We start from the raw sequence: 325 nt of genomic DNA, 5'->3' as shown, positions 1-325 counted from the left end.
CACGACGTTCTGAACCCAGCTCGCGTACCGCTTTAATGGGCGAACAGCCCAACCCTTGGGACCGACTACAGCCCCAGGATGCGATGAGCCGACATCGAGGTGCCAAACCTCCCCGTCGATGTGGACTCTTGGGGGAGATAAGCCTGTTATCCCCGGGGTAGCTTTTATCCGTTGAGCGATGGCCCTTCCATGCGGAACCACCGGATCACTAAGCCCGACTTTCGTCCCTGCCCGACTTGTAGGTCTCGCAGTCAAGCTCCCTTGTGCCTTTACACTCTGCGAATGATTTCCAACCATTCTGAGGGAACCTTTGGGCGCCTCCGTT

1 rRNA gene is annotated in these 325 nt (G+C 57.5%); it reads right to left on the bottom strand.

Going from position 1 to position 325, the window contains the following annotated elements:
- A 23S ribosomal RNA gene (locus WQ54_RS18045) occupies positions 1-325 on the bottom strand; the annotation flags it as partial.

Source organism: Bacillus sp. SA1-12, from assembly GCF_000981385.1.
Classification (GTDB): Bacteria; Bacillota; Bacilli; order Bacillales; family Bacillaceae; genus Metabacillus.
This window is presented reverse-complemented; position numbering and strand designations above follow the sequence as displayed.